The organism is Streptomyces sp. SKN60 (assembly GCF_026236535.1).
Classification (GTDB): Bacteria; Actinomycetota; Actinomycetes; order Streptomycetales; family Streptomycetaceae; genus Streptomyces.
Map to the genome: position 1 here is coordinate 18001 of NZ_JAHTMW010000014.1, position 26998 is coordinate 44998.

Genomic DNA, 26998 nt, shown 5'->3' on the forward strand with positions numbered 1-26998 from the left:
GCTATTCGGGGGTGGCTTCGAGGGCGTGCTCGACCATCGCGAGGAGCGTCTCGACCACGCTGTACCGCTTGCGCGCGTCCATGATCAGGACCGGCACGTGCTCGCCGATGGTCAGTGCGTCCCGGACATCCGGGACCTCGAAACGCTCGGTGCCCTCGAAGTGGTTGACGGCGACGATGTACGGCAGTCCGCAGCTCTCGAAGTAGTCGAGCGCCGGGAAGCAGTCGGTGAGGCGCCGCGTGTCGGCCATGACGATCGCGCCGATCGCGCCGCGCACCAGGTCGTCCCACATGAACCAGAAGCGCTGCTGCCCGGGCGTGCCGAAGACGTAAAGCACCAGGTCGTCGTCGAGGGTGATCCGCCCGAAGTCCATCGCGACGGTCGTGGTCAGCTTGTCCGGCGTGGCGGTGAGGTCGTCGGTCTCCTCGCTCGCCTGCGTCATCAGCGCCTCGGTCTGGAGCGGGGTGATCTCCGAGACCGCGCGGACGAAGGTGGTCTTGCCGACGCCGAAGCCGCCCGCGACGACGACCTTGGTCGCGATCGGGGCGCGGGTGTGGTCCAGCTGCCAGTCCCGGGCGCCCTCTTCGGGATCGGGATCGGGTTCGGGCTCGGCCGCGCGTTCAGGCTCGTGTTCGGGCTCGGCCGCCGTGGGCTGGGCGGGGATGCCGGTGAGCACCGGCGCTTCGGTTTCGTCGGAGACGGAAGTCGCCTCAGAGACGGCGGAGTCCACTCAGCACCCTTTCGAGCAGCGCGCGGTCGGGCTGGCCGGTGCCGTGACCGGTCCCGTACACACGGATCTTTCCCTGGTCGGCCAGGTCGCTGAGCAGCACCCGGACGACACCCAACGGCATCTTCAGAAGCGCCGATATCTCGGCCACCGTCCGCATCCGGCGGCAGATCTCGACGATGGCCCGCATCTCCGGCATCAGACCGCGCGCGGCCTTCCCGCCGTCAGTGAGAGCCTTCCGTCCCGGCGCGGCCTCCAAGGCCGCCACGAAGGTCTCCACGAGGAGGACGTGGCCGAAGCGGGTGCGGCCGCCGGTGAGCGAGTAGGGGCGGACCCGGGAGGGGCGGCGCCCCTCCCCGCGTATCGGCAGCCGGTGGGTGTGCGACGCGGCGGTCACTGTGCGCTCTCCATGGACCGGGCGGACTTGGCCAGTTCGCTGCGGAGCTCAGGGGTGAGGACGTGGCCGGCGCGGCCCACGAAGAGCGCCATGTGGTACGCGATGACGCTCATGTCGCAGTCGGGCGTGGCGTGCACGCCGAGCAGCGAGCCGTCGCTGATCGACATGACGAAGACGCTGCCCTCCTCCATCGCGACCATGGTCTGCTTGACCCCGCCGCCGTCCATCAGCCGGGCGGCGCCGATGGTGAGGCTGCCGATGCCCGAGACGATGGTGGCGAGGTCGGCGCTGGAGCCGCGCGGCCCGTCGGCCCGGTCGGCCGCCTCGGGCGCCCCGGTCGGGACGTCCGGGTCCGACGACAGCAGGAGCAGGCCGTCGGAGGAAACCACGGCGACGGAGCGGACGCCCGGCACCTCCTCGACCAGGTTGCCCAGCAGCCACTGCAGGTTGCGGGCCTCGCTGCTCAGTCCGAATGTTCCGGTCGCAGTCAACTGCGTGCCTCCTCGACTGTGTCCCCCGTCTTCTCCTCGGTACGGCTTGCGTCAGCGGCGCGGATCTCGGCCGCGACGTCGCGGCGGCCGTTCTCGGCTCCTCGCTGGAAGCCGCCCAGGCGCCTGCGCAGCGCCTCGGCGTCCACGCCGCCGCGTCGTATCGGCGCGGTGGGGGCACCGGCCTGACGCACTATCCGCGGGGTGCGCTTGGGCAGTCCTTTGTCGGTGACCCGCTCCCACTGCCCGGAGCGCGGGCCGGACACGAGGTCGGCCTCGGGCTCGGCCTCGGGCGCGTACGCGACCTCCGGCTCCGGCGCCGGGAGCTCCTCGGTGGCGCGCTCGTGCGCGTCGGGCTCGGCCGGCGGGTCGGGCAGGCGCACCTGGAGCGTGGTCTCGGACACGGACTCGCCGAGTCCGAGGGTCTGTACAGGCTCCTGTACGCGTACGGGTACGGGCTCGGGCGCGGGCTCGGCGGCCGGAAGCGGCGGCTCCGCCTCCACCCGCGCGATGGCCCGCTCCGCCGCCTCGACCAGCGGGTCGCGGTGCGAGGGCAGGGTGTTGGAGTTCGCCTCGGCGACCGAGCCCGGCAGGGTCAGTACGGGCACGTGGCCGCCCGCCGCCAGGGTGACGGTCGGCGGGACGGTGGCCGGCGGGGCGGAGGGCAGCAGCGGCAGCGGGAGCACCACGACGGCGGTCGTGCCGCCCTGGGTGTGCTCGCGCAGCTCGACCCGTACGCCGTGGCGCTCGGCGAGCAGCGCGGTGACCCGGATGCCCAGGCCCTCGCCGTCCGCGCCGGTGCCGGCCGGGTCGCCGGGGTCGGCGAGCCGGGCGTTGAGCTCGGCGGTCCGGTTGGCGGAGATGCCGATGCCCCCGTCCTGGACGGAGAGCATGACCTCGCCGGATTCCAGGAGCCAGCCGGACAGCTGGACCTGGGTGTCGGGCGGCGAGAAGGAGGTGGCGTTCTCCAGGAGTTCGGCGATCAGGTGGCTGAGGTCGTCCGCGGCGAAGCCGGCCACCTGGGCGTGCGGCGGCAGCGACTGGATGCTGACCCGCTCGTAACGCTCGATCTCGCTCACGGCGGCGCGCAGCACGTCGACCAGCGGCACCGGGCCGGGGTGGCCGTGGTGGTGCTCGTGCCCGGCGAGGACGAGCAGGTTCTCGCTGTGGCGGCGCATGACGGTCGCCATGTGGTCGAGCTTGAAGAGGGTGGCCAGCCGGTCCGGGTCCTGCTCGCGCTCCTCCAGCTTCTCGATGACGCCGAGCTGCCGCTCGACCAGGCCGAGGCTGCGCAGCGAGAGGTTGACGAAGGTGTGCTGGACGGTGCCCCGCAGCCGCTGCAGCTCGGCGGTGAGCAGCGCGTTCTGCCCCTGGAGCTCGGCGCGCTGGGCGGCCAGCTCGGCGGCGACGGCCTCGCGGGCGCCGGCCAGTTCGGTGCGCTCGCCGTCGAGCCGCTCGACCCGGGCGGAGAGCTCGGCGAGCCGGCCCTGCAGGGTGTTGAGGGACCGTACGACCTGGGCGAACTCGTCGTTGCGCCCGGTGAAGCGGATCGGGCCGGCGTCGCCGTCCGGTACGGAGCCGGGCTCGGTCGCGGCGGCGAGCCGGGCGGCGCCGATGCGGAGCACGGCGAGCGGGCGGGTCATCGAGCGGGCGACGTAGGTGGCGATGCCGACGGCGACGAGCAGACAGCCGCCGAGGAACGCGATCCGGACCTCGAGCGCGGTGACGTCGTCGTCGCGGAGCGCGGAGAGGGCGTCGACGCGCTGGGTGGCGAGGGTGGACTCGACGCCGCGCATCTGCTCGATGCGGGCGGAGAGCGCGGCGTCCAGCTTGACCGGGTCGGTGTCGAGCTCGGACTCGGAGAGCTCGGGCCGGTCGGTGAGCTTGCCGAGGTAGCGCTCGGCGCTCTTGACGTCGGGGCCGGCGACGGTGGCGGCGAGGGAGTCGCGGGCCGGGGCGGCGGCGGCCTGGTCGAAGTCGGCGAGGGCGGCGAGTTCACGGACCCTGGCCTGCTGGGCGGCGGCGGTGAGCGCGTTGCGGGCGCGGTCGGCCTCCTCCGCGCCCTCGGGCTTGTCCGTGACGTAGGTGCCGGTGGCCGGGTCGTAGTGGGTCGTGCCGCCGGACTCGGGACGCGGGACGGCGAGTGCGGCGAGCAGCAGTCCACGCTCGGCGGAGGCCTGTTCGGTGGCGCGGCCGAGGGCGGCGGGGGCGCGCAGGGCCTCGGCGGCGCGGGCCGGGGTGCGTTCGGCGAGCGCGTCGGCGAGGGCCTGGAGCTTGCCGATGACGTCGGTGTAGGCCTTGTGGGCCTCCAGGGCGGTGCCCTTGCCGGTGAGCGCGGTGCGCCGGACGGAGGGCAGGCCGGCCAGGTCGCGGCGGAGTTCGGCGGGGGCGGCGGCGCGGATCTCGTCGATCTGGCGGTCGACCCGGGCGGAGCGGGCGTCGGTGATCCGGCGCTTGTCCTTGGCGCTGCCGGTCTGCTCGTCGCGGCCGGCGGCGATGTAGGCGACGACCTCGTCGCGCTCGTCGGAGAGCGAGTGGGCGAGGGTGACGGCCTGGCGGTCGAGTTCGGCGAGGGCGACCAGGTCGACCGACTCGTCGAGGTCGGCGGAGGCGGTGAGGACCATGGGGGCGCCGGCGGCGAGCACGGTGACGCCGACCAGGGCGACACCGGCGAAGAGCCGGCTGCGGACGCGCTTGGCCCGGCCGGCCGGGGCCGTGGCGCCGGGGATCGTCGCACCGGGACCGGCCGTGGCACCGGGACCGGGGGGCGTGACGCCGGGGGCCGCGGGGGTCGCGGGCAGCCCGGGGTTCTGCGGGTCACCGGGGGTCTGGCTCCGCGTGCCGTTGTTGCTCCGAGGCCGCTTCTTCTGCACCGGTGCTCGCATTCTTGACTCGTCCGCCCATGAAGCAGAGGTGACGACCGGTCACATGTAAGAGCCCCCACCCCTGGTGTGTCTTCCGACCATTTCAGCGGTTCTGGTCAGGGGTCTGGCATCGGCCGCTCCGCCACCCGAACGAGTGAACAACACTCCGTAGTTGGCGAACAACTCCCGCCCGCGGGTACGGGTGTGTCCGGCTTACCGCCGGTTGGATCTTCCGCGCGGGCTTTGGCAGGATGCCCGCCCGCAGCTTCCCGGAGCCTTCACTTCCGGGCCTCCGCCCCCGTCAGGTGCCTTTGGTACAGGCCATTTTCGGGCGTCTGGAGGCGGCGTGAAGGAAGGATGCAGGCGGGTCGTCCGACGAGGCCGTGCGGGGCAGACTGTGGATCATGCGCACGGAAGCGGTGACCCTCCCCGGCAGTCCCGAACGCCCCAATGAGGACTGGGCGGCCGCAGCTCTGCCCGCCGCGGGGGCGGGTGGGACGGTCGTGGTCCTGGACGGGGTGACGCCCCCGGCGGGCGACGACGGTTGTGTGCACGGGGTGCCCTGGTTCACCGCTCGGCTGGGCGGCGCTTTGACGGAACTGTCCGCTTCACGGCGCGATCTGACACTGTCCGGGATTCTCTCCTTGGCAATCCGGCGCACCGCGGACGCCCACCGGAACACCTGTGACCTTTCTCACGTCCGCACTCCGCAGGCGACGGTGGCCATGGCGCGCTGGGACGAGGCGACGGTGGAGCACCTGGTGCTGTCCGACGCGGCGCTGCTCCTCGCCGCCCCGGACGGCGCGGTACGGGCGGTGCTGGACGACCGGCTCGACCGGGTGCCGGACGAGGTGCGCCGCTCCCTGGCGGCCACGGACCGGCTGCGCAACGCGGAGGGCGGCTTCTTCACGGCCGCCGCCGACCCCTCCGTCGCCGCCCGCGCGGTGACCGGGACGAGCCCGCGCTCGGCCGTACGGGCGCTGGCGGCGCTCAGCGACGGCGCGACCCGCTGGGTGGAGCTGTTCCGGGCCGGCGACTGGACGGACCTCTTCGCGGTCCTCGACAAGGAGGGCGCGTACGGGCTGCTGCGCCGGGTGCGGGCCCTGGAGACGGCGGACGCGGCGGCCGGCGGCGTACACCGCTGGAAGGTCCACGACGACGCGACGGTCGTCTACGCGGCTTTCTGACTGGTCCGGGACCACCCATGTGACCGCCGAGTGAGCCAAAGGGCGCGCCGGGGGAACAGCCCTGAGCGCGCGGAGCCTCCCGAGGCACGAGGGAGGCGAGCACGGTCGGGGCTGTGAGCCCGGCTCAAAGCGCCCGGAGGCGAGGGAGGCCAAACAAAGGGGGCACCCTCAGCCTTCGGCCGACCGTACGTTGAAGTGGTGGAGCAGCCGGGCCAGTTCCGCGACCTCGGCGCGGTCCCAGTCGGCGAGCTTGCGGACGTAGCGCTCGCGGCGGGCGTCCCGGACGTGGCGGAAGCGGCCCTGGCCCTCCTCGGTGAGCCGGACCAGGGAGGCGCGGCCGTCGGCGGGGTCGGGGTCGCGGGCGACCAGGCCGAGGTCCTCCAGGGCGCGCAGCTGGCGGCTCATCGTGGCCTTGCCGACGCCGAAGTAGCCCGCCAGGTCGGTGGCGCGCTGGGGTCCGGCGTCGTCGAGCCGGACGAAGAGTCCGTAGGCGGCGGGCTCCAGTTCGGGGTGGACCTCGCGGGCCATCTCGCCGGACTGGGCGCGGGCGCGGCGCAGAAAGACCGCCAGTTCGCGTTCCAGGGCGAGGAATTCCTGGTCCACACCACTCCCGCTCTTGGGTCCGGCTTCACTCCCCGTACCGCTTACGTGCACGTCAGCACCCCTCGCGCGCTTTCCGCTCGCTGAAAGTTTCTTACGCCGCCGGCCATCGCCGCAGCTCTTTCAGTATTTCGCAGGCGTAGACCAACGGCAGCCGCCGGGCCCTCTTCCGTCCGGCGGGTCTACGTGCGTAGCGTCGTCTCCGGCGACACTGCATGACATGTCCGCGCCAGCTTTGACGCGGGCAGCTCCGTCCTGGTTCCCCCGTCCTGGTTCCCCCGCCGAGCCCCTCGGAGGCACGCGATGCGTGTGCACAGATCCGGAACGACCCTCGCCGGCGCCGCTCTCGCGGCCCTGACCCTCACCCTCCCCCTCGCTCTCTCCGGCACCGAGAGCGCCGCGCCGGACCCCGACGCCAAGACCCCCAAGGCCGCCAAGCAGGTCCCCGCCCGCGGCTCCGCCTACATGGGCATGGGCGTGATCGCCCACGACGGCCAGGGCACGGCGCCCGGCGGCATCTCGATCCAGGCCGTGCAGACCGAGGGCGTGGACGTCTCCAGCCACCAGGGGAACGTCGCCTGGTCGACGCTGTGGAACAGCGGGGTGAAGTGGGCCTACGTCAAGGCGACGGAGGGCACCTACTACAAGAACACCTACTTCGCGCAGCAGTACAACGGCTCGTACAACGTGGGCATGATCCGCGGCTCGTACCACTTCGCCACGCCGGACACCACGACGGGCGCGGCGCAGGCCGACTACTTCGTGAACAACGGCGGCGGCTGGTCGAGGGACGGCAAGACGCTGCCCGGCGCGCTGGACATCGAGTGGAACCCGTACGGCGCGACCTGCTACGGCAAGACGCAGTCGGGGATGGTCTCCTGGATCCGCGACTTCGTGAACCGCTACAAGTACCGGACCGGCCGCGACCCGGTGATCTACACGGCCACCAGCTGGTGGAAGCAGTGCACCGGCAACTACGGCGGCTTCGCCACCACCAACCCGCTGTGGGTCGCGCGGTACGCCTCCGAGGTGGGCGAGCTCCCGGCCGGCTGGGGCTACTACACGATGTGGCAGTACACCTCGTCCGGCCCGACGGTCGGCGACCACAACCACTTCAACGGCGACCTCTCGCGGGTGCAGGCGCTCGCAAACGGCTGACGGAACCGTACGGCGGCGGGGTCCCGGGCGAGCGGCACGCCCGGGACCCCGCCGTCGCGCGTTCGCGGCCACCTCTTGCCTATTGGTATGGACCAATGCGACCCTCTTGGCGGCGCCACCGGGAGACCGCAACTCCCATGAGCCGCACGTGTGTTGCTCGACCCGTCCTCCCCACGCACGAGAGAGAGCCCCCGCATGCCGTCCCCTCGCCGCACCACCGCCGCCCTCGCCGCGGTCTCCGCCGCCGCGCTCGTCTCCCTCACCCCGACCGCTGCGCAGGCCCACGGCGCGGTGTTCAACCCGGTCAGCCGGATCGCCGCCTGTTACGCCGAGGGGCCGGAGTCCCTCGACTCGCAGGTGTGCAAGGACCTCGTCGCCGACTCCGGCACCCAGCCGCTGTACGACTGGAACGAGGTCAACATCGCCAACGCCGCCGACAACCACCAGGCCGTCATCCCGGACGGCAAGCTCTGCTCGGCCAACCGCGACAAGTACCGCGCGCTCGACTGGGCCCGCACCGACTGGCCGGCCACGGCGGTCGCCTCCGGCCCCTTCGGCTTCAAGGTCCGCGTCACCGCCCCGCACTCCGGCACGATGACGATGTACATCACCAAGCAGGGCTTCGACCCGACGCAGCCGCTCAAGTGGTCGGACCTCGACAGCACCCCCGCCGCCGTCTACAACACCACCCGCACCTCGACCGACGGCTACTACTCCTTCAACGGCTCCCTGCCGTCCCGCACCGGCCGCCACATCGTCTACATGGTCTGGCAGCGCAACGACAGCCCCGAGGCCTTCTACAGCTGCTCGGACGTCACCTTCGGCAGCACGGCCGGCGCGACCAGCACGGCCGCGCAGGCCCCGACCGAGTCGAAGATCGCCGCGGGCGCCTCGCTCTCCACGGTCAGCCACGCGGGCCACGGCGGCGACGAACAGCCCCCGGCCCTCTCCGCCGACACCACCGAGTCCCCCGCCTCCCCGCTCCCCCTGGCCCTCGCGGGCGCCGGCGCCCTGGCCGCCTTCGGAGCGGGCAGCATCCTGCTGACCCGCCGCCGCAACGAGGGCTAAGGCGTCAGGCCTTCAGGGCGGCGACGAAGGACTCCCACGCCGGGGCGGCCACCACGAGGACCGGCCCGGCGGGGACCTTGCTGTCGCGGACCGGGACGACGCCGGGAACGTCGTCCCGGACCTCGACGCAGTTTCCGCCGTCGCCGTCGCTGAAGGAGCTCTTGCGCCAGCCGGCGTCCGCGAAGTCGTACGAGACCTCGACGCACTCGCCGCCGTCGCCGTCGCTGTAGGAGCTCTTGAACCAGTGGGCGTTGTTCAGGTCGTAGGCGCGCATCGTCTGTAGTCCTCCGCCGCCGATTCGATCAGGGCCAGGGACGCCTCCGGCGACAGCGCGGCGCTCCTGAGCAGATCGTAGGCCGCCTGACTGCGCTTCACCACCGCCGGATCGTCCAGCAGATTCCCCGAAAACAGCGCCTCCGTATAGACCGTTGGAGGCTGGTCCTCGAACTCCATCATCTGAATCATCTTCCCCATCTGGGGGTACGCGCCCGCCGCGTACGGCAGCACCTGGACCAGCGCCTTGCGCTCGCGCACGTACGCCGCGATGTGGTCCAGCTGCTCGGCCATCACCGCCGGGCCGCCCACCGGGATGCGCAGCGCCGTCTCATGCAGGATCGCCCAGTACACGGGCCTCGTCTCGTCCTTGAGGATCGCGGCCCGATCCATCCGCCCCTTGACGGTGTCCTCGACGTACTCGTCGGTGGCGAGCGGGTTGCTGGAGAGAGTGACCGCGCGCGCGTAGGCGGGCGTCTGGAGCAGGCCGGGCACAACGGTGGGGGCGAAGGCACAGATCTTCGTCGCCACCGCCTCCAGCTCGGCCGCCGCCTGAAAATACGACGCGTACGGCGACTTGTTGATCAACCTCCGCCAGGTCTTCTCAAACAGGTGCCCCGTCTTCAGCACCTCGTCGAACATCGTCGCCAGCTCCAGCTGCGGCTTCCGGACCCCCTGCTCGAACAACCCGATGTACGCCCCGGAGACGAACACCCGCGCACCCAACTCGCTCTGCGTGAGCCCCGCCGCCTCCCGGTGCTCCTTCAGCAGCTCACCGAAGAACTCCCACGCTTCCTGCCGCTTAGCCTTGGCCATGGTTTAACTCCCCAACCCTGCAGCACAGTTGCCACCCCCGTAGCCACCACCGACTCTACGGACTCCCCCTCACCCAAAGCACCCGGACCCGGAGATTCCCCCGAACGGGGGTTAACGGCGAACAGGAGGGCTCCGCTTCCGGCCACATTGACGCCCTATCAGCCATTGCCCCCCTGAACCTGACACAGTCCCCGTTTCCATTCCTGCTCGTCGGCCGCGTAGCTGAAGAATCGCAGACTCATGCCAATTTGAAGTAAGTTGAGGATTCTCACATGCGCATATCGGCCTCCAAGGTTGCTGTCGCGGCCGCGATCACGCTGGTACCGGTACTGGGAGCCGCCTCCACAGCGAGCGCCGGAACCGCAGGCGCGCAGGTCACCACCTGCCCCAGCGACGGATACATCACGCGCGGCGATCGTTGCACCACGCTCTCCAACGGCTACCTCTCGATCCACCTCGGAGACGGTGGTAAGACGATCTCGGTCGTGTACCGCAAGACGGGCGGAAGCGCCATCACTGGGAAGTTGGGATATCTCCGTAGCGGCAGCACCCATTACAAGGCGTCCCAGACCATCACGACGTCGGTAGAGGCTTACGCCCTGTGGGGCGGGGTCGCCAATCCGTGCTACCCCACCAACGGGCTTCTCTACACATCCGGAACGACCTACCAGACGCCTGCCGCCACCTCCAGCAGCTGCTGACACGGTTCGCGTCCGACCTGCTTCCCGTCCCGGTGCGCTACCGCACCGGGACGCATCACATCGCGCTGCCATCGCCTAGAGAGACCCTGAATTGCTGTACGCGGTATTCAAAGGGCACGAGATGTTCGTGCTCTTGGCCACCCTCATCGCCTTGTCCGTGGGAGCTCTGCGCTTTCGCATCGCGCGATCGAGAGAAACCGAGCGCCCCGCGTTCCACGCCTTGCTCGCGGCAGCCGTCACCGCCGTCGTCTCTCTGACGCTGTGGTCGACCGGATCGCCCACGGAACAGTCGCGGATCTGCATCGTGAACAGCGACATAACCGAGCCCCTCACGACATCCCAGGGAATCCTGAACGCTGGACTCTTCCTCCCGGTCGGCCTCCTCGGCGTGTTGGCGACACGCAACGTCCTGGGAACCCTCATCGGCGGCTTCCTGCTGACCACCGGCATTGAAACCGCCCAGGCCACACTGACCTTCCTGGGGCGGGGCTGCGACACGAGCGACCTGCTGATGAACACTCTCGGAGTTGCCGCCGGCGCCGCCGTCGGATGGGTCGCGACAAGGATCGACGACTCCGAAGGTTCGGTGCGCCTGCTTTACGCCACGCGCCGACTCGTCACCGTGTGGCTGGGTTCTGCCGCGCTCCTCATCGGCCTTTGGGTGGCGTTCATTCACCCCGAGAGAGTGGCATATACAGTCGCTGTCGTCGACGCAAACGAAGACCAGCAAGGCGCGGCTCGCAAGGCCGTCGCATCCGCATTCGGCAACCATTTCAAAATCAACAGCATCGATTTTGCGCGAGGCCCGAGTGGTGATGCCGGCACGGTGATGGCCAACCTCGACGTGGGGTTCGCCGAGTTGAGCTGGCCGGATCGCAGAACCTTCAAGGCATCCCTCGACATGTCGAGCGGGAACGGCTCCACCGGGTATCCGCTCGGCGGCAACCCTGTCGGTCGCCCCATCAACGCGCAGGCGGCACATGATCTCGCTCTCTCGTATGCCAAGGACCACGCCCCATGGGCCCTGGGCGGCGCCGAACCCGTCACGTCGCCCGTGGGGGCCAAGGCCGAGATGGGCTGGATGACAAGCTGGCGCCGCCACAACAGGGATGGCGTGATGATGCCGATGCGGCTCGACATTCAGGTCGACCCTTCCGGAGCGATGACCCAGCTCATCATGCGCGATATCGATGATCCCGCTCTTCCTGCCCCCAGAGTGACGAGGGAAGAGGCGGCCAGAATGTTCCGTCAGGCAGCCGCGGTCGACTCGGGTACACCGGTCGAACTCGAGCTGGTCGCGAAATCAGTCGACGACGAGTGGAAGATTCACTGGCTCGCCTTTGGCCAGATCAAGGGAGGGAGCGGCCTCGCAGTCATCGACGCCGAGGCGCGAAATCTCATTAGTTTCAGCTCGCAACCAGCGGGCGTGCCCATCAATGAAGTGGTGAGCGAGGCGGCTCAGTAACAGCGCCTGCCGCCCCGTCTGCCGGACAGGCCACGCGGGAGGCGCCCGGGGTGTGCGTCGCCCTCGTGCCCTCCGTCGCTCCATCGGGTGTCGATTTCGCGCCATCCGCACCAGGACGGGTGGGAGTGGGTGGTTCCGTGGACAAGCTTCGGGAGAGCTCTGTTCGAACGGCCGTCAGCGCACGTCGTCCGATCGCGAAGGTGAGCACTCCATGCGGAAGCAGCAGCGGTGGGTCTACCACCGCGGAGATGGGCCGCGCACGGTCGGGGTGGAGGAGGAACTGCTCCTCGTCGATCCCGAGAGCGGGATGCCCCGGCCGCTGTCCGGCGCCGTCACCGAGATCGCCGCCTGGCACGCCGATGTGCTGCGGCCGGCGGAGCGGGGCGAGCCGGCGAAGTCCGAGTTGTTCTGCGAGATGCTGGAGATCGCCACCCCGCCCTGCGCCACCTCGGCCGAGCTCGACGAGCGGCTGCGGCAGGCCAGGACCGCCGCCGCGGCCGCCGCCAAGGAGGCGGGCGCGGCCGTCGCGGCCCTCGCGACCGCGCCGGTGCGCTTCGACCCGCTGCTCAATCCGGCCGACCGCTACCGGCGGATCGAGGACCGGTTCGCCCGGCTCGTCGACGACAAGCTCACCTGCGCCTGTCACGTGCACGTCCATCTCGCCTCCGCCGAGGAGGGCGTCGGGGTCCTCGACCGGCTCCGGCCCTGGCTCGCGCCGCTCCTCGCGCTCAGCGCCAATTCGCCGTACTGGCAGGGCCGGGACACCGGCTACGCGAGCTGGCGCCACCAGCTCTGGTCGCGCTGGCCGATGAGCGGGCCGAGCGAGCTGTACGGCGACGTCGCGGCGTACGAGGAGACCACGCGGGCGATGCTGGCGAGCGAGGTGCTCGTCGACGACCACATGGTCTACTTCGACGCCCGGCTGTCCCGCCGATACCCGACGGTGGAGGTGCGGGTCGGCGATGTGTGCCAGCACGTCGAGGACGGGGTGCTCCTGGCCGTCCTCGTCCGCGCCCTGGTGGACACCGAGGCCCGGTCCTGGCGGGCGGGCCGGGAGGCCGATCCCGTTCCGACCGCCGTGCTGCGCCTGGCGTCCTGGCGGGCCAGCCGATACGGGCTCCGGGGCGAGCTGCTGCACCCCCTGACCTGGCAGCCGGCCCCGGCGGCGGCCGTCCTGGAGGCCCTGCTCCACCATGTCACCCCGGCCCTGCGGGCCGCCGGCGACCTGGACCGGACCGTGCGCGGACTGGAGCTGCTGCTCGCCCGGGGCACCGGGGCCGACCTCCAGCGGGCCGCGCGGGACGGCGCCCCGGGTCTTGCCTCGGTCGTCGCCGACGCCGTACGCCGCACCACCCCCGCCTGAGACGGCCGGTGGGGCGCGCCCCACGCGGAACGCGCCCCACCAGGCCGGCCGTCAGGCCGGACCGGCCGTCAGGCCGCCGCGCTCACCGCGAGCTCCGCCGGGGTCAGCGCGATCTCCAGGACCTGGCGGACGTCCGTGACCGGGTGGACCTCCAGCTTCTGGAGGATCTCGGCGGGGACGTCGTCGAGGTCGGCCTCGTTGCGCTTGGGGATCACGACGGTCGTGATGCCCGCGCGGTGGGCGGCGAGGAGCTTCTGCTTCAGGCCGCCGATCGGCAGGACCCGGCCGGTGAGGGAGACCTCGCCGGTCATCGCGACGTCCGTGCGCACCTGCCGGCCGCTGAGCAGCGAGGCGAGGGCCGTGGTCATCGTGATGCCCGCGCTGGGGCCGTCCTTCGGGACCGCGCCGGCCGGGAAGTGGATGTGCACGCCGCGGTCCTTGAGACCGGTGACGGGCAGCTCCAGCTCCGCGCCGTGCGAGCGGAGGAAGGAGAGCGCGATCTGCGCGGACTCCTTCATCACGTCGCCCAGCTGACCGGTGAGGGTCAGTCCGGCCGCGCCGGTCTCCGGGTCGGCCAGCGAGGCCTCGACGAAGAGGACGTCGCCGCCCGCGCCGGTGACGGCGAGGCCGGTGGCCACGCCGGGCACCGAGGTGCGGCGCTCGGCCGGGTCCTGGGCGGACTCGGGCACGTGGTGCGGCCGGCCGATCAGGCCGCGCAGGTCGCCCTCGCCGAGGGTGGCGGGCAGCTCGCGCTCGCCGAGCTCGTGCTGGGCGGCCACCTTGCGGAGCAGCCGGGCGATCGAGCGCTCCAGGGTGCGGACGCCCGCCTCCCGGGTGTACTCGCCGGCCAGCTTGCGCAGCGCCGACTCCTCCAGGACGATCTCGCCCTCGGCGAGCCCGGCCCGCTCCAGCTGCCGGGGCAGCAGGTGGTCACGGGCGATGACGACCTTCTCGTCCTCGGTGTAGCCGTCGAGGCGGACCAGCTCCATGCGGTCGAGCAGGGCCTCCGGGATGGCCTCCAGGACGTTCGCCGTGGCGAGGAAGACCACGTCGCTCAGGTCGAGTTCGACCTCCAGGTAGTGGTCGCGGAAGGTGTGGTTCTGCGCCGGGTCGAGGACTTCGAGCAGCGCCGCCGCCGGGTCGCCGCGGAAGTCGGAGCCGACCTTGTCGATCTCGTCGAGCAGGACCACCGGGTTCATGGACCCGGCCTCCTTGATCGCCCGGACGATGCGGCCGGGCAGCGCGCCGACGTACGTGCGCCGGTGGCCGCGGATCTCCGCCTCGTCCCGGACGCCGCCGAGGGCGACCCGGACGAACTTGCGGCCCATCGCGTGCGCGACGGACTCGCCGAGCGAGGTCTTGCCGACGCCGGGCGGGCCGACGAGCGCGAGCACGGCGCCGCCGCGGCGGCCGCCGACCACGCCGAGGCCGCGCTCGGCCCGGCGCTTGCGGACGGCCAGGTACTCGGTGATGCGCTCCTTCACGTCCTCCAGGCCCGCGTGCTCGGCGTCCAGGACCGCCTTGGCGCCCAGGATGTCGTACCGGTCCTCGGTCCGCTCGTTCCACGGGAGTTCGAGCACGGTGTCCAGCCAGGTGCGGATCCAGGAGCCCTCCGGGGACTGGTCGCTGGACCGCTCCAGCTTCTCGACCTCCTTGAGGGCCGCCTCGCGGACCTTCTCCGGCAGGTCGGCGGCCTCGACGCGGGCCCGGTAGTCGTCGGTCTCGTCCGCCTCGCTCTCGCCGTTGAGCTCGCGCAGCTCCTTGCGGACGGCTTCGAGCTGACGCCGCAGCAGGAACTCGCGCTGCTGCTTGTCGACGCCCTCCTGGACGTCCTTGGCGATGGTCTCGGCGACGTCCTGCTCGGCCAGGTGCTCGCGCAGCTGCGCGGTGGCGAGCTTGAGGCGGGCGACCGGGTCGGCGGTCTCCAGGAGCGCGAGCTTCTGCTCGACGGTGAGGAAGGGCGAGTAGCCCGAGTTGTCGGCGAGGGCGCCGACGCCCTCGATCTGCTGGACGCGGTCGACGACCTGCCAGGCGCCGCGCTTGCGCAGCCAGCTGGTGGCCAGCGCCTTGTACTCCTTGACCAGTTCGGTCACGGAGCCGGGCACCGGATCGGGCAGGACCTCCTCGACGACGGTGCCCTCGACCCACAGGGCGCCGCCGGGGCCGGTGGTGCCGGCGCCGATACGGACCCGGCCGCGGGCGCGGATCAGCGCGCCGGGGTCGCCGTCGGACAGCCGTCCGACCTGCTCGACGGTGCCGAGCACACCGGTCCCGGCGTACGTGCCGTCCACCCGCGGCACCAGCAGCACCCGGGGCTTCCCGGTGCCGCCGCGCGCGGCGGCCTGCGCGGCCTCGACCGCGGCCCGTACGTCGTTGTCGGACAGGTCCAGCGGCACCACCATTCCGGGCAGCACGACCTCGTCGTCGAGCGGCAGCACAGGCAGAGCGATCGGCGCGGACGCCATGGACTCAGCAGCCATGATCTCCCCTTCGGCAGTCAAGTTGAGCTATGCCGACTCAATGCATCTGCGCCCCCGAATGTTCCCCACCCCGTGTTCGCTCTGAGCGATCACCTCTCCGCAGGCCGTGAACAGCAGATGTAATGACCTCATGGATATCGCAGCCATTACATCGGCCTGGGTGGCCGGCTGGACCGTCTCCCGGGGCACCCCGCCCGCCGTCGTCGAGCCCTGGGGCTACCGGATCGACGTCGGACTCCCCGGGCACGTCTTCCGGCACGTGCTGCCGCACCCGGACGCGGTGTCCGTCGGGAAGCTGTGCGCGGGCATCGCCGAGCGGGGCGCCTGGCTGAAGGTGATGGCCGCGCCCGAGGAGGTGACGCCCTGGATCACCGAGGGCTGGACGGTGCCCGACGACCCCGGCTTCATGATGACCAAGCGGCTCGACCCCTCGGTCCGGCCCGCGCCGCCCGAGGGCTACGCGCGCACCACCGAGACCCGCGACGGGGTGATCCGGGTGCGCATCCTCGCCCCCGACGGCACCCTGGCGGCCCGCGGCCAGATCGCGCCGACCGGGGAGACGGCGGTCGCGGACCAGATAGAGACCGATCCGGCCCACCGGCGGCGCGGCCTCGGCGCCAATGTGATGCGCACCCTGGAGGCGGCCGCCGCGCAGGCCGGCGCCGAGACCGGGGTCCTGTCGGCGACCACCGACGGGATGGCGCTCTACGACTCCCTCGACTGGTACTACCGCGGCCCGCTCACCGGCATCGTCCGCACCGCCTGAGCCGCCCCCTTCACTCGTTCCGGCTGCGGACGACCCCGAAGTGCGGGCATGCTCGGGCCATGGAGCACGTGAAGCGGTACGGAGCGGCGGCGGTCCTCGCCGCGGTCGTCGTGGTCACCGGCTGCGGCCAGGCCCCCGCGGCGCCCCCGGAAACCCCGGGCCCGAGCAGCACCGCGACCCGGGACGAGCAGCCGGCCCCCCAGGAGGACCTGGTCGAGGTGGTCGTCAGCGGCGGCTTCGCGGGCGTCCGGAACAAGCTGGTCGTCCACTACGACGGCTCCTGGACCCTCCGCAGGGGCACCGGCGAGCCCACCACCGGCCGGATGACCCCGGCCCAGGTCGCCGAGCTCCGCGCCGCCCTGGAGGACCCGGCGTACGCGCAGGTCCCGGACCGCCCCACCGGCCGCCCGGTCGCCGACGGATTCGAGTACGCCGTCACGTACGCCCACCGGCTCGTCCTCACCCGCGACGGCGAGGACCGCCCGCCCGCGCTCCAGCGGGTCTTCGACGCCCTCCCCGACGGCGGCCCGCCGACCGCGCCCTGAGGTCGCACCCCGAGGCCGCGCCCTGACGCGCCGCGCCCCGTCCGCGCCCCGCCTGCGCCCCGCCTGCGCGCCCCGTCCGAAAAGCGTCGATAAGCGTTTGTCCCGGCCGCCCCGCCTTCCGGAGGATGGCCGGGTCGGACACGTACGCACCGAGCCAGGGAGTGAGCATGACCAGCCCCGTCACCCTCGACCGCCGCGAGGGCCCGTACGGAGAGGTCGTCCTGCGCCGGCGGGACGCCGCGCACGCCGGGGACCGCACCCATTACGAGATCATCGCCAACGGCACCTTCCTGATGGACACCTCCGACGGGCGCTCGGAGCGGCTGCTCGTGGACGCGGCGATGGACGCGCTGCCCGAGGAGCGGCGGCCGGGCGCGGCCGTCCTGATCGGTGGGCTCGGCGTCGGCTTCTCGCTGGCGCACGCCGCCGCCGATCCGCGCTGGGGACGGATCGCCGTCGCCGAGCGTGAGGAGGCGATCATCGACTGGCACCGGCAGGGTCCGCTGGCCACCGTGTCGGGTCCGGCGCTCGCCGATCCGCGCACCGTGATCCTGCACACGGACCTGGTGGAGTACGTCCGCACCTCCCCGGACACGTACGACGCGCTGTGTCTGGACATCGACAACGGGCCGGACTGGACGGTCACCGAGGACAACGAATCCCTTTATTCCGCCGAGGGTTTGGCGGCCTGCGCGGCCCGCCTGAAGCCGGGCGGGATCCTCGCCGTGTGGTCGGCGCAGCCCTCCGCCGATTTCGAAGGCTCGTTGCGGAATGCCGGATTCAGCGGGGTACGGACGGAAGAGATCCCCGTTGCCCGGGGCGTCCCCGACGTGGTCCACCTCGCCGTCCGCCCCGCCGGATCGCCTGCGTAGCCTTGACGGCGCCGCTGCCTCTAGGCTGCTGCACCGATGTTGGCGACGCGAGGCGGGGCAATGGAGCAGACACACACCACGAACCACGGTGCGGCGACGACTCCGGGAGCTCAACGCCGCGTCCTGGTCGTTGAGGACGACGCCACGATCGTGGAGGCGATCTCCGCACGGCTGCGGGCCGAGGGCTTCCTGGTGCAGACCGCGACCGACGGCCCGGCGGCCGTGGACGCCGCCGAGGCGTGGCAGCCGGACCTGATGGTGCTCGACGTGATGCTGCCCGGCTTCGACGGCCTGGAGGTGTGCCGCCGGGTGCAGGCCCAGCGCCCCGTCCCGGTCCTGATGCTCACCGCGCGGGACGACGAGACGGACATGCTGGTCGGCCTCGGCGTCGGCGCCGACGACTACATGACGAAGCCGTTCTCCATGCGCGAGCTGGCCGCCCGGGTGCACGTGCTGCTGCGCCGGGTGGAGCGGGCCGCGCTCGCCGCCGTCACCCCGCGCAGCGGGATCCTGCGGCTCGGCGAGCTGGAGATCGACCACGCGCAGCGCCGGGTCCGGGTCCGCGCGGAGGACGTGCATCTGACGCCCACCGAGTTCGACCTGCTCGTCTGCCTCGCGAACACCCCGCGCGCGGTGCTCTCCCGCGAGCAGCTGCTCGCCGAGGTGTGGGACTGGGCGGACGCCTCCGGCACCCGGACCGTGGACTCCCACATCAAGGCGCTGCGCCGGAAGATCGGCGCCGAGCGGATCCGTACGGTCCATGGCGTCGGCTACGCCCTGGAGACCCCGGCGCCGTGAGCCGGCGGGGGCCCAGGGGGCCGGAGGGACCAGCGGGGTCGGAGCGACCCGACGGACCACAGGGACCCGAAGGACCGGCGGGCCCCGAGTCGCCGAGCGCCCCCCGCGGGCCGCTCGCCCGCCGCCGGCGGCGGCACCGGATAGCGATCTCGATCAAGACCAAGCTGGGCGCCCTGGTCGTCGGGGCGGTCCTGCTGACCTCGGGCCTCGCCCTGGTGGCGATCCGCACCTCGACCGAGTTCCGCTACATCACGATCTTCGCGATGATCGCGACCCTGCTGATCACCCAGTTCGTGGCGCAGTCGCTGACCGCGCCGCTCGACGAGATGAACCATGTCGCCGGGTCGATCTCGGACGGCGACTTCAGCCGCCGGGTGCGGGGCGCCGACCGCCGTGACGAGCTGGGCGACCTGGCCTCCACGATCAACCGCATGGCGGACGACCTGGAGGCCGTGGACCGGCACCGCAAGGAGCTGGTGGCCAATGTCTCGCACGAGCTGCGGACCCCCATCGCCGCGCTGCGGGCGCTTCTGGAGAACGTCGTGGACGGTGTCTCCGAGGCCGACCCGGAGACCATGCGGACGGCCCTGAAGCAGACCGAGCGGCTCGGTCGGCTGGTGGAGACGCTGCTCGACCTGTCACGGCTCGACAACGGTGTCGTCACGCTCCGGCGCACCCGCTTCGAGGTGTGGCCGTATCTGTCCGGGGTGCTGCGCGAGGCCAATCTCGCCGCCTCCCAGCGCGGCCTGTCCTCCACCTCCGGCCTGCACCGCCGCACCGACGTGCATCTGCACCTGGACGTCTCGCCGCCCGAGCTGACCGCGCACGCGGACGCGGAGCGGCTGCACCAGGTGATGGCCAATCTGATCGACAACGCGGTGAAGCACTCCCCGCCGCACGGGCGCGTGACGGTACGGGCGCGGCGCGGCCTGTGTCCCGAGTCGCTGGTGCTCGAGGTCGCCGACGAGGGCCCGGGGATCCCGGCGTCGGAGCGGCACAAGGTCTTCGAGCGCTTCAACCGGGGCTCGGTCCCGGCGCAGCAGGGCCCGGGCAGCGACGGCGGCACCGGTCTCGGCCTGGCCATCGCGCGCTGGGCGGTGGATCTGCACGGCGGTCACATCGGCGTGGCCGAATCGTCACGTGGATGCCGCATTCAGCTCACTCTTCCGGGCAGCTTTCCCGCACGGGATTGACGTAGGGTTCGAACCGGAAGCTCTCGTTCTGCGTGTACGTGTACGACTGCCCCGTGCGGGATTCGTACAGGTGACGCGCGGAACCGGTCAGGGGTGCGGTCCAGCGGGCCGCAGCCACGCTGCTCCGTACCCTCACTGCACCGGAACCACGCTTGTTTCCCGCCATTCACAGCGGCGAAACACCCCGTCAAGTGTGACTTGCGCGACGTTGGAGTGCCCGGCCTGCACCTCCAGGCCAGGGAGGCGTAGCCTTTATTTCCGCTGTCCATCACCTTGTGAAGCGGAAGAGGGCGGTTGCCGCCGTGTCGTCTCAGTCCCCCAGTACCCCGAGCTCCCCGACCGACCAGGACGGGCAGGGGAAGTCCCCCGCCGCCGCCTTCGGTGCCAATGAGTGGCTCGTCGACGAGATCTACCAGCAGTACCTCCAGGACCCGAATTCGGTCGATCGTGCCTGGTGGGACTTCTTCGCCGACTACAAGCCCGGTGGCGCGGAGACCCCCGCCCCGGCCGCCACCACGCCGACCACCCCGAGCGCGCCCGCCGCGCCGCAGGCGGGCCCCGCACAGGCCGCGCCTGCCGCTCCCGCCGCTCCGGCCTCCGTGCCCGCGCCCGCCGCCCCCACCGCGGCCAAGCCCGCGGCCGCCGCCCTGGCTCCGGTGAAGGCCGCTCCGGCCGCCCCGGCCCCCGCGAAGGCCGCCCCGGCGAAGCCCGCCGCGGCCCCGGCCACCGAGGCGCCCGCCGGCCCCGAGCTGATCACGCTCCGCGGCCCGGCCGCCGCCGTCGCGAAGAACATGAACCTCTCGCTGGAGATGCCGACGGCCACGTCCGTCCGCGCCGTCCCGGTGAAGCTGCTCTTCGACAACCGGATCGTCATCAACAACCACCTGAAGCGCGCCCGGGGCGGGAAGATCTCCTTCACGCACCTGATCGGCTACGCGATGGTGCAGGCGATCAAGGCCATGCCGTCGATGAACTACTCCTTCGCGGAGAAGGACGGCAAGCCGACCCTGGTCAAGCCGGAGCACGTGAACTTCGGTCTGGCGATCGACCTGGTGAAGCCGAACGGCGACCGCCAGCTCGTCGTCGCCGGCATCAAGAAGGCCGAGACCCTGAACTTCTTCGAGTTCTGGCAGGCCTACGAGGACATCGTCAAGCGCGCCCGCGTCGGCAAGCTGACCATGGACGACTTCTCCGGCGTCACGGTCTCCCTGACCAACCCCGGCGGCCTCGGCACCGTCCACTCCGTGCCGCGGCTGATGCCCGGACAGTCGGTCATCATGGGCGTCGGCTCCATGGACTACCCCGCCGAGTTCCAGGGCACCTCCCAGGACACCCTGAACAAGCTGGGCATCTCCAAGGTCATGACCCTGACCTCGACCTACGACCACCGGGTCATCCAGGGCGCGGCCTCCGGCGAGTTCCTGCGGATCGTCGCCAACCTCCTCCTCGGCGAGGACGGCTTCTACGACGACGTCTTCAAGTCGCTGCGTATCCCCTACGAGCCGGTCCGCTGGCTCAAGGACATCGACGCCTCGCACGACGACGACGTCACCAAGGCCGCGCGGGTCTTCGAGCTGATCCACTCCTACCGGGTCCGCGGCCACGTCATGGCCGACACCGACCCGCTGGAGTACAAGCAGCGCAAGCACCCCGACCTGGACATCACCGAGCACGGCCTCACCCTGTGGGACCTGGAGCGCGAGTTCGCGGTCGGCGGCTTCGCCGGCAAGTCGATGATGAAGCTCCGCGACATCCTCGGCGTGCTCCGCGACTCGTACTGCCGCACCACCGGCATCGAGTTCATGCACATCCAGGACCCGAAGCAGCGCAAGTGGATCCAGGACCGCGTCGAGCGTCCCCACGCGCGCGTGGAGCGCGAGGAGCAGCTGCGCATCCTGCGCCGGCTGAACGCGGCGGAGGCCTTCGAGACCTTCCTGCAGACCAAGTACGTCGGCCAGAAGCGGTTCTCCCTGGAGGGCGGCGAGTCCGTCATCCCGCTGCTCGACGCGGTCATCGACTCGGCGGCCGAGTCCCGCCTCGACGAGGTCGTCATCGGCATGGCCCACCGCGGCCGCCTCAACGTCCTGGCCAACATCGTCGGCAAGTCGTACGCGCAGATCTTCCGCGAGTTCGAGGGCAACCTCGACCCGAAGTCGATGCACGGCTCCGGCGACGTGAAGTACCACCTGGGCGCCGAGGGCACCTTCACCGGTCTCGACGGCGAGCAGATCAAGGTCTCCCTGGTCGCCAACCCCTCCCACCTGGAGGCGGTCGACCCGGTCCTGGAGGGTGTCTCCCGCGCCAAGCAGGACGTCATCAACAAGGGCGGCACGGACTTCACCGTCCTGCCGGTCGCCCTGCACGGCGACGCGGCCTTCGCGGGCCAGGGCGTCGTGGCCGAGACGCTGAACATGTCGCAGCTGCGCGGCTACCGCACCGGCGGCACGGTCCACATCGTCATCAACAACCAGGTCGGCTTCACCGCGGCCCCCGAGTCCTCGCGTTCCTCCATGTACGCGACGGACGTGGCCCGCATGATCGAGGCGCCGATCTTCCACGTGAACGGCGACGACCCGGAGGCCTGCGTCCGCGTCGCGCGGCTCGCCTTCGAGTTCCGCCAGACGTTCAACAAGGACGTCGTGATCGACCTCATCTGCTACCGCCGCCGCGGTCACAACGAGGGCGACAACCCGCAGTTCACCAACCCGCAGATGTACACCCTGATCGACAAGAAGCGTTCGGTGCGCAAGCTCTACACCGAGTCGCTGATCGGTCGCGGCGACATCACCCTGGAAGAGGCCGAGCAGGCGCTCCAGGACTTCCAGGGACAGCTGGAGAAGGTCTTCGCGGAGGTCCGCGAGGCCACCTCGGCGCCGGCCCAGGCGCAGGTCCCGGACGCGAAGCCGCAGTTCCCGGTCGCCGTGACCACCGCGGTCTCCCAGGAGGTCGTGAAGCGGATCGCCGAGTCGCAGGTCAACATCCCGGAGCGGGTCACGGTCCACCCGCGTCTGCTGCCGCAGCTGCAGCGCCGCGCGGCCTCGATCGACGACGGCACCATCGACTGGGGCTTCGGCGAGACCCTCGCCATCGGCTCCCTGCTGATGGAGGGCACCCCGGTCCGGCTCTCCGGCCAGGACTCCCGCCGCGGCACCTTCGGCCAGCGCCACGCGGTCCTGGTCGACCAGGAGACCGGCGAGGACTACACCCCGCTGCTCTACCTGACGGACGAGCAGGCCCACTTCAACGTCTACGACTCGCTGCTCAGCGAGTACGCGGCGATGGGCTTCGAGTACGGCTACTCGCTGGCCCGCCCGGACTCCCTGGTCGTCTGGGAGGCCCAGTTCGGTGACTTCGTCAACGGCGCGCAGACCGTCGTCGACGAGTTCATCTCCTCGGCCGAGCAGAAGTGGGGCCAGACCTCCGGCGTCACGCTGCTCCTGCCGCACGGCTACGAGGGCCAGGGCCCGGACCACTCGTCCGCGCGCCCGGAGCGCTTCCTCCAGATGTGCGCCCAGGACAACATGACGGTCGCCATGCCGACGCTGCCGTCGAACTACTTCCACCTGCTGCGCTGGCAGGTCCACAACCCGCACCACAAGCCGCTCATCGTCTTCACCCCGAAGTCGATGCTGCGTCTGAAGGCCGCGGCGTCGAAGGTGGAGGAGTTCACCACCGGCGGCTTCCGCCCGGTGATCGGCGACGACTCGGTGAACGCGGCGGACGTCCGCAAGGTCGTCTTCTGCGCCGGCAAGGTCTACTACGACCTGGAGGCCGAGCGGCAGAAGCGCGGCGTCACGGACACCGCGATCATCCGTCTGGAGCGCCTGTACCCGCTGGCGGGTGCCGAGCTGCAGGCCGAGATCGCGAAGTACCCGAACGCCGAGAAGTACCTGTGGGCCCAGGAGGAGCCGGCGAACCAGGGTGCCTGGCCGTTCATCGCGCTCAACCTGATCGACCACCTCGACCTGGCGGTCGGCGCGGACATCCCGGCGGGCGAGCGCCTGCGCCGGATCTCCCGCCCGCACTCCTCGTCCCCGGCGGTCGGCTCGGCCAAGCGTCACCAGGCGGAGCAGGCGCAGCTGGTCGCGGAGGTCTTCGACGCCTGATCCGAGGCGTACGGAGCGGTTGTGCGTGCGGAGGCCCGGCTCCCCGAAAGGGGGGCCGGGCCTCCGGCGTTTCGCGTGCTCGTACGCGGTCGTACGGGCTGTCAGCCGAGGTTGGCCTCGAAGTCCCAGTACGGGCGGTTCCGCTGGCGCGCGGAGAGGGTGTGCGGGTGCTGGGCGCCCAGCGTCCGGGTGAGGGTGAGCAGGGCGTCCTCCTCCAGCTTGCCCGCCTCCTCGTTCTCCCTGAGCCCGCGCAGGTCGGTGGCGAGCGCCACCTGGCAGGAGAGCGTGAGCGGGTGCTCGTTGCCGAGGGTGTGCCGTGCCCGGCGCAGGGTGTCGCGGCTGAGCTCGGCGGCGTCGGCCACCCGGCCGTTGAAGTTGCGGGCGGCACAGGCGTTGAGGGCGCAGCCGAGGACCCAGGGGTGGTCGGGTCCGAGGGAGGCGGTCAGACCGGCGAGCGCGGCCTCCAGGATGGCGAGCGCGTCGGCGCGCTGCCCGGAGGCCTGGAGCACCAGCGCGGTGTTGGCGAGAACGCCGGTGGCGACGGGGTGGGCGGGGCCGAGCAGCGAGCGGTAGCCCGCCTCGGCCTCCTGGCTGAGTTCGCGGGCGTGGTCGAGGTCGCCGTGCTCGCGCAGGAAGTTGGCGTAGTTGTTGATGGAGGAGAGCGTCACGTAGTGGGTGCGGCCGTGCACCTGCTCCAGCTGTTCGAGGAGGCTGGCCATGGTGGCGCCGAGGTCCTGCTGGAAGCCGCCCTCGCGGCGCCGGCACAGGGCCAGCTGGGCGCGGGCGTACAGGGTCTGCAGATGCTGGGGGCCGAGGATCCGGACGTGTACGCGGACGCCGGCCTCCTGGCGGGCCAGTGCCTCCCGGTAGTGGCCGAGCAGGCGCAGGTCGTGGGCGACGTTGTTGCTGATGGTGAGGGTCTGCGAGTGCAGGGCGCCGAGGGTGTTCTCCGCGCGGGCGAGGGTGGCGATGTCCTGGTCGTACGCCTCCTGGTAGCGGCCGAGCAGGCGCAGCGCGATCCCCAGGTTGTTGCCGGCGACGAGGGTGAGGAACTCGTTCTCGCCGAGCAGGCGCTGGGTCTCGGCCAGGATCTCGCGCTGCATCCGCTCCGACTCCTGGTACTGGCCGAGGAAGCGGAGGTCGTTGGCGATGGAGACCGAGGAGCGCAGCGAGGCGAGCGGGTCGGGGGTGGGCGCCTCCTCGATCCGGGCGCGCAGGGCGAGGTCGAGCTGGTAGGCGTCGCGGAAGCGCCCGTAGCGGCGCAGGATGTAGCTCTCCTGGTTGGTGAGCTCCTGCATCTCGGGGCTGACCGGGTCCATGAAGGTGGACCAGTTCTCGCGGATCCGCTCCGCGAGCCGGACCCCGGCCTTGAACTCGCCGCTGCGGAAGCAGTAGCGCAGACAGTTGAGGACGGCGGTCTGCACGCGCGGGTTGCGGCTGGCGAGCGCGCCGGAGGGTTCGAGGTGCGGGAGGAGTTCGGCGTACCGGGGCCAGTTCCGGCTGTCCAGGGGGTTGCCGGGGTCGGCCTCGGCGAGCAGGGTGCGCACCGCCTTGCGGTGGGCCGAGCGGTGTTCGCCGTCGGTGAGCCGGGAGACGATGTCGTGGACGAGCCGGTGCATGTGCACGGACTCCTGCTGGGGTCCCAGCTCCCCGCCGGCCACCGGGCCGCGGGACTCGCGGCTGAGCACCGAGTAGTTGACGAGGGTGTCCAGGGCCCGGGACCAGGCGGCCAGGTCGGTCACCATCCAGCGCAGGTCCTCGGGGAGTTCGGCCTGCGGATAGGCGCGGACGACGCCGAGCGGGATGCGGCCGGGGGCGAAGGAGGCGCACAGGCTGAGCACGTCGATGGCCTGCGGCTGGGAGCGCCGGAGCCGGTTGATCAGTATCGACCAGGAGGTGAGGGACGCGTTGGGGATGCCGTCGCCGCCGGAGGGCTCGTCCACGGCGGAGATGCGTCCGTCGCGGACCATCCGCAGGTACTCGGTGACCTCCATGCGGGACTCGCCGAGCCAGGCGGCGGCCTGGACGAGCGGCAGCGGTACGTCGCCGAACTCGGCGGCGACCTCGTCGGCCTCGGGCGCGGTGATGTGCGGGGCGCGCCGCATCAGATAGCCGGTGGACTCGGCCCGGTCGAAGCCGGGGACTTCGAGGATGTCGGTGTGGTCGCCCCAGCCGCGGTTGCGGGAGGTGACGAGGACGTGGCCGGGGCCCTGGGGCAGGATCACCCCGGCGCCGTCGGTGTCGTCCCAGCCGTCGAAGACGACGAGCCAGCGGGAGTGCGGGGCGCCGCGGCGCAGCGCCTCGCGGACGGCGCGGATGCGTTCGCCGGGCTCGTTGCCGGTGGTGAGGCCGAGCTGGGCGGCGAGTTCGCCGAAGCGGTCGCGCTGCACGTTGCGGTCGTCGGAGCTGACCCACCACACCACGTCGTAGTCGGAGCTGAAGCGGTGGGCGTACTCGGCGGCGATCTGGGTCTTGCCGATGCCCGACATGCCGAGCAGGGTGCAGGCGGCGTTGCCCCGCTCGGCGTCCATGAGCCGTTCCTGGAGCTCGGTGAGCAGGTCGTCGCGGCCGGTGAAGCGCGGGTTGCGGCGCGGGATCTCGCCCCAGATCTCGGGCGGGGTGTCCGGGAAGCGGACCAGGGCCGTGGCGGGCAGCCGGCGGCCGGTGGTGCGCCCGGGCTCGACGCCGAGCCGGCTGAGCAGCCGGGCCTCGGCCTCCTCCTCGCCGACGCCCCAGAGGCTGACGGGTTCGAGGACGGCGGTGGCCGGGAGCAGGGTGCGGTTGGTGAGGTTGACGGCGGCGAACCGCTCGGCGTGGGCGGCGACGAAGCCGCGGAGCACGTCGTTCCACTCGCCGGCCGCGCGCGGGCCGAGCTGGAAGAACCAGTCGTCCAGGACGAGCAGGACGTGCCCGCGGGCGAGCAGCAGGTCGCCGAGCGAGTCCTCCAGGGGCACCTCGCGCGGCGGGTCCCAGCGCTGCAGGCTGGCCCGCACCCCGTGGGCGTCGAGCCGCTGGTTGATCCAGTTCGCCCACGGGCGGTGATAGCCGGGGAAGACCACGAGGACGTGCTCCGGCGCACCCCTGCCTCCGTGCTCCGCCGCACCGCCCGACCGCTGTTCCGCCATCTGTCG

21 protein-coding genes are annotated in these 26998 nt (G+C 71.7%); 12 read left to right on the forward strand and 9 right to left on the reverse strand.

From position 1 onward, the window contains the following. Position 1: 1 nt before the first annotated feature. From KV205_RS23290 to KV205_RS23305, 4 genes are read right to left on the reverse strand one after another with little or no spacing between them, the layout of a single operon-like run. On the reverse strand, positions 2-730 hold the full coding sequence (locus KV205_RS23290; protein ID WP_265866512.1) for an ATP/GTP-binding protein: 729 nt from the start codon (positions 728-730) through the stop codon (positions 2-4). Further along, the gene (locus KV205_RS23295) at positions 711-1124 is read right to left on the reverse strand and encodes a DUF742 domain-containing protein (RefSeq protein ID WP_265866513.1); all 414 of its coding nucleotides are present in this window, start codon (positions 1122-1124) and stop codon (positions 711-713) included. Before KV205_RS23295 ends, KV205_RS23290 begins: the two co-directional genes overlap by 20 nt. Next, positions 1121-1615, reverse strand: a complete 495-nt coding sequence (locus KV205_RS23300) for a roadblock/LC7 domain-containing protein (RefSeq protein WP_265866514.1) — start codon at positions 1613-1615, stop codon at positions 1121-1123. Before KV205_RS23300 ends, KV205_RS23295 begins: the two co-directional genes overlap by 4 nt. Beyond that, a complete protein-coding gene (locus KV205_RS23305) occupies positions 1612-4497 on the reverse strand; it encodes a nitrate- and nitrite sensing domain-containing protein (protein WP_265866515.1) in 2886 nt (961 codons plus the stop codon). Before KV205_RS23305 ends, KV205_RS23300 begins: the two co-directional genes overlap by 4 nt. 383 nt (positions 4498-4880) lie before the next feature. Between KV205_RS23305 and KV205_RS23310 the strand changes: the two genes are divergently transcribed. Next, positions 4881-5663 (forward strand): protein phosphatase 2C domain-containing protein, encoded by a 783-nt coding sequence (locus KV205_RS23310; protein ID WP_265866516.1) that lies wholly within the window; start codon positions 4881-4883, stop codon positions 5661-5663. A 168-nt stretch (positions 5664-5831) separates the two neighbouring features. Here KV205_RS23310 and KV205_RS23315 read toward each other — a convergent pair whose 3' ends face one another. Beyond that, on the reverse strand, positions 5832-6317 hold the full coding sequence (locus KV205_RS23315) for a MarR family transcriptional regulator (RefSeq protein WP_265866517.1): 486 nt from the start codon (positions 6315-6317) through the stop codon (positions 5832-5834). A gap of 249 nt (positions 6318-6566) precedes the next feature. On the opposite strand from KV205_RS23315, the gene KV205_RS23320 reads away from it, so the two are divergent. Together KV205_RS23320 and KV205_RS23325 are read left to right on the forward strand one after the other, a co-directional pair. After that, positions 6567-7421, forward strand: coding sequence for a lysozyme (locus KV205_RS23320; RefSeq protein WP_265866518.1), 855 nt, complete (start codon positions 6567-6569; stop codon positions 7419-7421). A gap of 195 nt (positions 7422-7616) precedes the next feature. Continuing rightward, positions 7617-8489 (forward strand): lytic polysaccharide monooxygenase, encoded by an 873-nt coding sequence (locus KV205_RS23325; RefSeq protein ID WP_265866519.1) that lies wholly within the window; start codon positions 7617-7619, stop codon positions 8487-8489. Between the two features lie 4 nt (positions 8490-8493). Here KV205_RS23325 and KV205_RS23330 read toward each other — a convergent pair whose 3' ends face one another. Together KV205_RS23330 and KV205_RS23335 are read right to left on the reverse strand one after the other, a co-directional pair. After that, positions 8494-8763, reverse strand: coding sequence for a DUF397 domain-containing protein (locus KV205_RS23330; protein ID WP_265866520.1), 270 nt, complete (start codon positions 8761-8763; stop codon positions 8494-8496). Beyond that, positions 8745-9578 carry a helix-turn-helix transcriptional regulator gene (locus tag KV205_RS23335; RefSeq protein ID WP_265866521.1) on the reverse strand — a complete coding sequence of 278 codons (834 nt, stop codon included), beginning with the start codon at positions 9576-9578 and terminating at the stop codon, positions 8745-8747. The genes KV205_RS23330 and KV205_RS23335 overlap by 19 nt, the downstream gene beginning before the upstream one ends. A gap of 272 nt (positions 9579-9850) precedes the next feature. Between KV205_RS23335 and KV205_RS23340 the strand changes: the two genes are divergently transcribed. The 3 genes from KV205_RS23340 to KV205_RS23350 all read left to right on the forward strand — a co-directional run bounded on the left by KV205_RS23340 (position 9851) and on the right by KV205_RS23350 (position 13107). Beyond that, entirely contained in the window at positions 9851-10279 is a 429-nt protein-coding gene (locus tag KV205_RS23340) for a hypothetical protein (RefSeq protein ID WP_265866522.1), read from the forward strand. A 133-nt stretch (positions 10280-10412) separates the two neighbouring features. Further along, complete coding sequence (locus KV205_RS23345; RefSeq protein WP_265866523.1) at positions 10413-11744, forward strand: VanZ family protein; 1332 nt, start codon at positions 10413-10415, stop codon at positions 11742-11744. A 211-nt stretch (positions 11745-11955) separates the two neighbouring features. Then, entirely contained in the window at positions 11956-13107 is a 1152-nt protein-coding gene (locus KV205_RS23350) for a glutamate--cysteine ligase (RefSeq protein WP_265866524.1), read from the forward strand. 68 nt (positions 13108-13175) lie between these two features. Here KV205_RS23350 and lon read toward each other — a convergent pair whose 3' ends face one another. After that, positions 13176-15587, reverse strand: a complete 2412-nt coding sequence (lon, locus tag KV205_RS23355; protein ID WP_265866525.1) for an endopeptidase La — start codon at positions 15585-15587, stop codon at positions 13176-13178. A gap of 130 nt (positions 15588-15717) precedes the next feature. Between lon and KV205_RS23360 the strand changes: the two genes are divergently transcribed. From KV205_RS23360 to KV205_RS23385, 6 genes are all read left to right on the forward strand, one after another. Then, a complete protein-coding gene (locus KV205_RS23360) occupies positions 15718-16353 on the forward strand; it encodes a GNAT family N-acetyltransferase (RefSeq protein WP_265866526.1) in 636 nt (211 codons plus the stop codon). Positions 16354-16412: 59 nt separating this feature from the next. Then, on the forward strand, positions 16413-16898 hold the full coding sequence (locus KV205_RS23365; RefSeq protein ID WP_265866527.1) for a hypothetical protein: 486 nt from the start codon (positions 16413-16415) through the stop codon (positions 16896-16898). 167 nt (positions 16899-17065) lie between these two features. Then, positions 17066-17770 carry a spermidine synthase gene (locus KV205_RS23370; RefSeq protein WP_265866528.1) on the forward strand — a complete coding sequence of 235 codons (705 nt, stop codon included), beginning with the start codon at positions 17066-17068 and terminating at the stop codon, positions 17768-17770. Between the two features lie 60 nt (positions 17771-17830). Then, a complete protein-coding gene (locus tag KV205_RS23375; RefSeq protein WP_265866529.1) occupies positions 17831-18568 on the forward strand; it encodes a response regulator transcription factor in 738 nt (245 codons plus the stop codon). Positions 18569-18708: 140 nt separating this feature from the next. Continuing rightward, positions 18709-19761, forward strand: coding sequence for an ATP-binding protein (locus KV205_RS23380; RefSeq protein ID WP_265866707.1), 1053 nt, complete (start codon positions 18709-18711; stop codon positions 19759-19761). 302 nt (positions 19762-20063) lie between these two features. Continuing rightward, on the forward strand, positions 20064-23867 hold the full coding sequence (locus KV205_RS23385; RefSeq protein WP_265866530.1) for a multifunctional oxoglutarate decarboxylase/oxoglutarate dehydrogenase thiamine pyrophosphate-binding subunit/dihydrolipoyllysine-residue succinyltransferase subunit: 3804 nt from the start codon (positions 20064-20066) through the stop codon (positions 23865-23867). Between the two features lie 101 nt (positions 23868-23968). Here KV205_RS23385 and fxsT read toward each other — a convergent pair whose 3' ends face one another. Next, on the reverse strand, positions 23969-26992 hold the full coding sequence (gene fxsT, locus KV205_RS23390; protein ID WP_265866531.1) for an FxSxx-COOH system tetratricopeptide repeat protein: 3024 nt from the start codon (positions 26990-26992) through the stop codon (positions 23969-23971). Positions 26993-26998 lie beyond the last annotated feature (6 nt).

Bases quoted from the DNA above. Each gene is read 5' to 3' on its own strand.
- fxsT (WP_265866531.1), bottom strand. From the start codon at position 26,992: ATGGCGGAACAGCGGTCGGGCGGTGCGGCGGAGCACGGAGGCAGGGGT.
- lon (WP_265866525.1), bottom strand. From the start codon at position 15,587: ATGGCTGCTGAGTCCATGGCGTCCGCGCCGATCGCTCTGCCTGTGCTG.
- KV205_RS23350 (WP_265866524.1), top strand. From the start codon at position 11,956: ATGCGGAAGCAGCAGCGGTGGGTCTACCACCGCGGAGATGGGCCGCGC.
- KV205_RS23360 (WP_265866526.1), top strand. From the start codon at position 15,718: ATGGATATCGCAGCCATTACATCGGCCTGGGTGGCCGGCTGGACCGTC.
- KV205_RS23370 (WP_265866528.1), top strand. From the start codon at position 17,066: ATGACCAGCCCCGTCACCCTCGACCGCCGCGAGGGCCCGTACGGAGAG.
- KV205_RS23340 (WP_265866522.1), top strand. From the start codon at position 9,851: ATGCGCATATCGGCCTCCAAGGTTGCTGTCGCGGCCGCGATCACGCTG.
- KV205_RS23305 (WP_265866515.1), bottom strand. From the start codon at position 4,497: ATGCGAGCACCGGTGCAGAAGAAGCGGCCTCGGAGCAACAACGGCACG.
- KV205_RS23375 (WP_265866529.1), top strand. From the start codon at position 17,831: ATGGAGCAGACACACACCACGAACCACGGTGCGGCGACGACTCCGGGA.
- KV205_RS23310 (WP_265866516.1), top strand. From the start codon at position 4,881: ATGCGCACGGAAGCGGTGACCCTCCCCGGCAGTCCCGAACGCCCCAAT.
- KV205_RS23365 (WP_265866527.1), top strand. From the start codon at position 16,413: ATGGAGCACGTGAAGCGGTACGGAGCGGCGGCGGTCCTCGCCGCGGTC.
- KV205_RS23335 (WP_265866521.1), bottom strand. From the start codon at position 9,578: ATGGCCAAGGCTAAGCGGCAGGAAGCGTGGGAGTTCTTCGGTGAGCTG.
- KV205_RS23325 (WP_265866519.1), top strand. From the start codon at position 7,617: ATGCCGTCCCCTCGCCGCACCACCGCCGCCCTCGCCGCGGTCTCCGCC.
- KV205_RS23320 (WP_265866518.1), top strand. From the start codon at position 6,567: ATGCGTGTGCACAGATCCGGAACGACCCTCGCCGGCGCCGCTCTCGCG.
- KV205_RS23330 (WP_265866520.1), bottom strand. From the start codon at position 8,763: ATGCGCGCCTACGACCTGAACAACGCCCACTGGTTCAAGAGCTCCTAC.